This is a genomic window from Nostoc sp. CALU 1950 (assembly GCF_051172895.1).
Taxonomy (GTDB): domain Bacteria; phylum Cyanobacteriota; class Cyanobacteriia; order Cyanobacteriales; family Nostocaceae; genus Nostoc; species Nostoc edaphicum_A.
Genome location: NZ_JBDNJQ010000272.1, coordinates 1 through 5,501, shown reverse-complemented (window position 1 = coordinate 5,501; position 5,501 = coordinate 1). Strand labels below are relative to the sequence as shown.

Sequence of the window (5,501 nt, the reverse complement as noted above, 5' to 3'; positions counted from 1 at the left end):
AACAGTAGAATTGCTCTCTCCTAAGTGTACTGAACTGGACTGATAACCGCTATATCAATGCGGTACTTATACTGATTTGATGGTTATTAATGGTGAACCAGAGTTCAATGGCAATCGCAATGATGAAATTCTCAATCCAATGCTTATTGTCGAAGTTCTATCGCCCTCGACTGAAGCTTATGATCGAGGGGACAAGTTTAGAAAATATCGCTCCATTGCTAGCTTTTGTGAATATCTGCTTGTGAGCCAAACTGAACCCTACATTGAACAGTATCATAACTTGGATCGGAACAGTAACGATCGCTGGCTATGGCAAGTTCACTCTCACCTTGGGCGCACGATTATGCTACACAGTTTAAACGTAGAAATTCCCCTGACTGAAATCTATCGTCGCATTAATTTTTAGTAATCGACCACGGGGTGATATTTAGACATCTACCTTCTGAATTTCAGAGCGTAAACTCGTCGCCAAAAGAAGCACTGCCAAGAAAGCTAGAAAAAGTAAACAACATCCAACCCAAACAAATATGCTTTTGGGTTTGCCAATCGTATCTATCTTCTATCGTCGGGATTGTGTTAGCTTCAACGATTTCTAATCCCCAGTAGCCCAACGCACTAATACCAAACAACATAGCGCTGACGATAGATAATTTAGCAATGACTTTGAAAATGCAATTGCTTAAATTAGGCGGTGTTTGAAAGGATTGTCTGTGACGATGATGGATAGTGAGTTTACTTGGAGCTACAACCAAAACACGTTTTGGTTTTTGTTGAGTGAGTTGGCAGACAACTTGTTTATTATCAGTCATGGATCAAACCAAAGCCTGTTGGTTGTAACTAGATTAGTTTCAGTAATTATATTGTAAACTTTCGTCAGTCCAAGGTGGTTAAATTTACATAAAATTTCCATATTCAGAAAAAATATTCTAATGGTTAAGCGATGTCATACGAAAAAACCCAGAGGACAAACAAGCGATTAAGCTGAAAGTCAGTTAGAAATATCCCCCAGTGCAGTATGTGCTGGGGGATATTTAGCTTCTATTTTTTATTTAGCCAAAAGCTAATTGCTTGGCATAATCTTGCGCTTCATCTCCAGATAAAGGCTGAAAATTTCTAATTAACGAACGCTGCTGCATGAGTTCCTTCGGCGCTAAAAAGCAGGGAATAGCAATGAGGTTCAGGCAGTCCTGGCTCTTACAATTACAAATGTCGCCAGAAGTTCTTGCTGATAGTCTTGAGACTGACTACCTTGGGTTCTGCTGTTGCTTCAGGGGCATGACCAACAGCCACCGCAGCAACTTGTGGTGCAGGAGTGGCTAACAGAGAATTGAGTAATTCCATTTGATAATCGACATCTGCAACAGTACGGTAAATTCCGTGATAATCTATCTGCATTCCCAAAGGCGTAGGGACAATTTTCAAATACTCATTTAGGGCGTTAATATAGCCATCGTGAAAAATCCTATTAGCAATACAAGGACGGATAATATTCAACAATTGAATAGCTCGTCTAATGTCTGCAATACTACGGCTAGCATCAATCTCTGGCTGACTTTCGCTGTAGCCTTTGGATTTTTTCTCGGCTACCAGATTGTTAAATTTGCTAACGGCTCTCTGATGATTACCTAATGTGTGAACTTTGGTTTGCGCTTGATAACCAACTCGCCCCCACTGGACTGTCAAATTCCCATCTTCGACAATGGCCGCCCAGAATTTATTGCTGTTTCGGATAGCATCAACAAAAACTAAATAGATTTCCATATTTTTACCCTGTCAATTCACAGCTTGACGGGCATTGCCCCATCGAATTTGATGCTGTAAAGCTTCAAGTAATGTTTCCGCTTCCAGAGTTGTTAGTCCATTTAAAACAGAGCAGACATCCTCAAACAAGTTTTTATACAATGGATATGAAACTAATAAGCCCAGATTAGACAATGCATCCTCAAGTGCCTCAGCAACAGTATGCTTAGTAGAACTGTCTTTTTCTAACGTAAAAATGTAAGTTGCTAATGCCATTCGGAGCATAAGCTTAGTTTCTCTGTCCAACTTCTCTAAATACACACCATATTTATCAACCAGTTGGTCAATAGTTGGAGTCTGCCCGTAATAAGTAACTAAGTCTGTCGTCATGTTTATTCGCCTTATTAAGTATGTTAATTGATTGCTCTCAATTACTAAAAGAAAGAGTGATTGCCCCCATAGAATCAGGAGACAATCGCTTTCTAATCAGTTCATATTCCGAAACTTAGCAGCACGCAAAGACTGAGTTTTCACTGCAACCACAGGGCTACTAGCCCGTCGTGCGGTTGATGCCCAGGACTGCATCCGCTCGACTGCCGCAGCGTCCTGAATCGCAAGCGGGGTAATGGTTTGACGACAAGCTTCGAGGTCAGCAAGTGTTACCTGCTGCGGTCTATCCTCATCGAATGCCAGCAGAGCAGCTTCAGATGCTAGCGTTTCCAATTCAGCACCGGAAAATTTCGCGGTGTTGGCAGCGATCGCTTCGAGGTACTCCGATTCCAGGTGAATGCCAAAGCGTTGTAGATGAATGCTTAGAATCTGCACACGCTCCGGTTCTGTGGGAAGATCAACAAAGAAATTTTCGTCAAATCTTCCCTTTCTCTTGAGTTCAGACGGTAGTGCTGAGGGGTCATTGCAAGTTGCCACGACAAACACACCACATTGTGATTCGGACATAAATGTAAGGATATTGCCCAAAATCCTCTGTGAGACTCCGCTAGTGTCACCAGTCCCCGAAAGAGCTTTTTCTATTTCGTCAATCCACAGGATGCAGGGTGCGATCGCAACGGCAGTTTTCAAAGCCCGTCTAACATTTCCCTCAGACTCACCGACCAGACTGCCCAAGAGGGACGCAATGTCTAGTTGGAGTAGTGGTAAATTGAGAATGTTAGCAATATTCTTGGCTAATAAAGTTTTCCCTGTACCGGGTGGGCCAGCCAGCAACACACCTTTAGGTTGAGGTAGGTGTAGCTCACGCGCCTCTTGTGTGAATAGCCGTCGCCGCCGATTGAGCCACTCACGCAACAAATCCAATCCTCCAAAAGAGATGCTAGCAGGCTTGCCCAATTCAATACCCATTTGAGACAACAGCCGAGTTTTATACTCAACTGCTTGGGGTATGAAATTACTATCAATTAAAATCCCATCTGATGTTAGGTTGTGTTTGACAGTTAACCGCAGGAAGTCGCTAATCTCCTCCAGTGTTAATCCCAGAGCAGCACGAGAAAGAGATTCAATTTCACTTTTATTAAGGGAAATAGTGAAAGTCAATTCCTGTTCAATAGCTGACTGTTGTAGGTCATGCAAATAAGAATTGAGATGAAGTAGTATTTGCTCAACTCCCGGTAGAGGAATTTCACAATAAGGGATTAAGCGTACAAGTGACTCGTGTAATTGAATGTTTTGACCCAGCAGCACAATGCGTTTATCAGTCGGTTTGAGACGATGGTAGAGATTTTTTACCTTGCTAACAACCTCCCAAGATAACGAAGGCGAATTTTTACCAATAAACGAGTGAATGTCACCTAAGATAAAGACTCCATCACTACTAAAATTCGCAATGTAGTCGAATACGAATAGTAGTGGATCAGCCTGTGGTGGTTTCTTATACTCTGGCACTGGTTTAAACACCAATCCCCCATCTGCTGCGATTAAACATTGCTCTAAGGTTGATACCCCCAGATTCCAGAAGAAAACTGGACTTGAGAGCTTGCTGGATGCCTCTGTAGTTAGCCATTGAATAATCGTCGCTTCATCAGGAGACAGGACATCAACAGCAGCAATGGGGATTTGTGAATCGAGTGTAGAGAGCAGATTTGAGAGTTTCATGTCAATTATTCAAATATTTCACTTATGAAATGGCGAAGCCTTTATAATTAGCAGTTACCAGCCGAGTTAAGACTGGCAACTGATGACTGATTACTGACGCAAACGTGTTTGATTACTGTTCGTAGTCCGAAGTTGTTGGGTTTGGGCTTCGTCTTTATACGTGCGATCGCCCACAACTCCTAAAGCCTCTTCAAATGGTTGCGTAGCTGATAAACAACTCAACCCCTCGAACCCCTCCGCTTCCACTCGAACTTCACCTGTAGCATTGTCGAAATGAATCAGTATTGAACGTTCCATATTTATCTCCTCACGTACTGTTGAACTTCCTGATGTCCGGCAAAAGTTAGGCGTAGGGTTTGCACATTTCCATTAGTTGATTCAGCAATCGCACATTCACCAAATTTTTCTTGTAACTCGGCGGCTTTAGCACGAACCAAATGCTTACCATAAGCCAGCATTAGTTTATTGCTGAAAAAGTCTTGTCCCAATTTCGGAACTGTTTCATAACTGTCGTGTATTACGTCGTACACGCCGCTTGACTGATTCCACTTGAATCCGATGTCTGCACGGGCTTTTATGGTGCGACCGGATACGATGATTTCAGCACTTTGTCCTTGAGAGCCACCGTAGTATCCTTTTAGTGGCTGTGGTGTTTCGTGTACTTGCGGTGATAGGTTTAGATCCGTGAGAGCTTGCACTAAACACTCGTGATTGCTTAATTTGGTTTTAACTGTTGAGAAATGTGACATTTTTAGCTCCAAGGCTTTCAAATTGTTTTAAGAGATAGTACGGGTGCGATATCTTTTTTGAGTTATTCTGGAAACTACGTATTAAATCCATTGGGATCAGTCTTGAGCGAATTCACCCTCGCCCAAGACTGTTTTTTACCTGAACTTAAACGACATTACGGTAGCTTTCGATAAGCCCACGTCGTCAGTCGCAAGTGATTGTAGATTGCGTTGTTCATCTAACAACTTGGTGCGAATCTCTTGCATCTTTTGCTGCAATTGACTGCGCGTATCTGAACCAAGATTCTTCGACTCAATCGCTGGATCGTTAACGATAGAATCCAAATGCGTCATCATCGCCTCCAAGCTACTGCCTGCCTCTGGTGATGCGTTTGCCAGTAGCACTTGAACCTTCATCAGATGACGCTCCATTTTTCTTTTAAACTGCACCGGCTTACGTCCTGGCTCCCAGTCGCTCAATTCTTCTAACAACTGCGCGGCTAGTTGTTCACCGCCAGCGATCGCAGATTCCCGTAGCCTTTGCTCCAGATTTTGGTCATACTGCTGAATGAACTTGGTAATCTGGTCAAGACATTCGGCTTGTTGCTGATTGAGTTGTTCGGACAATGCTGGGATAATCACCGGACGACCAATAATGACTTGCAAATAGTCTTCAAGGTCGGTCAGAGTCGGAAATGCTCTTAACAAATTAGCTTTTACAGATTCTTGCTTATCCTGCGATAATTCCCAAGTATGGAGTGAGAGAAACTGGTCAATCCGCTCTTGATAATCTTCGAGTCCTGATTCATAATCAACTTTTAGCTGATTACGCAGTCCTGGGGCGATATTATCTCTGATATTGATTAACTAGACATCTCCGAAAACGATCAAAGCCTTTATGTAGCTAGGCTGTAGTCTATAAAT

6 protein-coding genes and 2 pseudogenes are annotated in these 5,501 nt (G+C 42.7%); 1 reads left to right on the top strand and 7 read right to left on the bottom strand.

The genetic code is table 11. The features are described from left to right. Positions 1 to 46: 46 nt before the first annotated feature. Positions 47 to 406 (top strand): annotated as a pseudogene (locus tag ABF638_RS36485) (Uma2 family endonuclease); the annotation flags it as partial. A gap of 43 nt (positions 407 to 449) precedes the next feature. Here the strand turns inward: ABF638_RS36485 and ABF638_RS36480 are convergent. The 7 genes and pseudogenes from ABF638_RS36480 to ABF638_RS36450 form a co-directional block, all read right to left on the bottom strand. Next, on the bottom strand, positions 450 to 809 hold the full coding sequence (locus ABF638_RS36480; RefSeq protein WP_435027636.1) for a hypothetical protein: 360 nt from the start codon (positions 807 to 809) through the stop codon (positions 450 to 452). A gap of 391 nt (positions 810 to 1,200) precedes the next feature. Then, complete coding sequence (locus ABF638_RS36475) at positions 1,201 to 1,761, bottom strand: WGR domain-containing protein (protein ID WP_435027635.1); 561 nt, start codon at positions 1,759 to 1,761, stop codon at positions 1,201 to 1,203. Positions 1,762 to 1,773: 12 nt separating this feature from the next. Continuing rightward, a complete protein-coding gene (locus ABF638_RS36470; RefSeq protein ID WP_109013041.1) occupies positions 1,774 to 2,130 on the bottom strand; it encodes a hypothetical protein in 357 nt (118 codons plus the stop codon). Positions 2,131 to 2,226: 96 nt separating this feature from the next. Then, entirely contained in the window at positions 2,227 to 3,849 is a 1,623-nt protein-coding gene (locus ABF638_RS36465; protein WP_435027634.1) for an AAA family ATPase, read from the bottom strand. A gap of 90 nt (positions 3,850 to 3,939) precedes the next feature. Then, positions 3,940 to 4,146, bottom strand: a complete 207-nt coding sequence (locus ABF638_RS36460; protein ID WP_435027633.1) for a DUF2997 domain-containing protein — start codon at positions 4,144 to 4,146, stop codon at positions 3,940 to 3,942. A gap of 2 nt (positions 4,147 to 4,148) precedes the next feature. Continuing rightward, the gene (locus ABF638_RS36455) at positions 4,149 to 4,598 is read right to left on the bottom strand and encodes a DUF1257 domain-containing protein (protein ID WP_435027632.1); all 450 of its coding nucleotides are present in this window, start codon (positions 4,596 to 4,598) and stop codon (positions 4,149 to 4,151) included. A gap of 135 nt (positions 4,599 to 4,733) precedes the next feature. Beyond that, positions 4,734 to 5,444, bottom strand: a pseudogene (locus ABF638_RS36450) (hypothetical protein); the annotation flags it as partial. Positions 5,445 to 5,501 lie beyond the last annotated feature (57 nt).

What these genes read in the sequence shown, in the direction of transcription:
- ABF638_RS36480 (WP_435027636.1), bottom strand. Translation starts at nt 809, where the DNA reads ATGACTGATAATAAACAAGTTGTCTGCCAACTCACTCAACAAAAACCA.
- ABF638_RS36475 (WP_435027635.1), bottom strand. Translation starts at nt 1,761, where the DNA reads ATGGAAATCTATTTAGTTTTTGTTGATGCTATCCGAAACAGCAATAAA.
- ABF638_RS36470 (WP_109013041.1), bottom strand. Translation starts at nt 2,130, where the DNA reads ATGACGACAGACTTAGTTACTTATTACGGGCAGACTCCAACTATTGAC.
- ABF638_RS36465 (WP_435027634.1), bottom strand. Translation starts at nt 3,849, where the DNA reads ATGAAACTCTCAAATCTGCTCTCTACACTCGATTCACAAATCCCCATT.
- ABF638_RS36460 (WP_435027633.1), bottom strand. Translation starts at nt 4,146, where the DNA reads ATGGAACGTTCAATACTGATTCATTTCGACAATGCTACAGGTGAAGTT.
- ABF638_RS36455 (WP_435027632.1), bottom strand. Translation starts at nt 4,598, where the DNA reads ATGTCACATTTCTCAACAGTTAAAACCAAATTAAGCAATCACGAGTGT.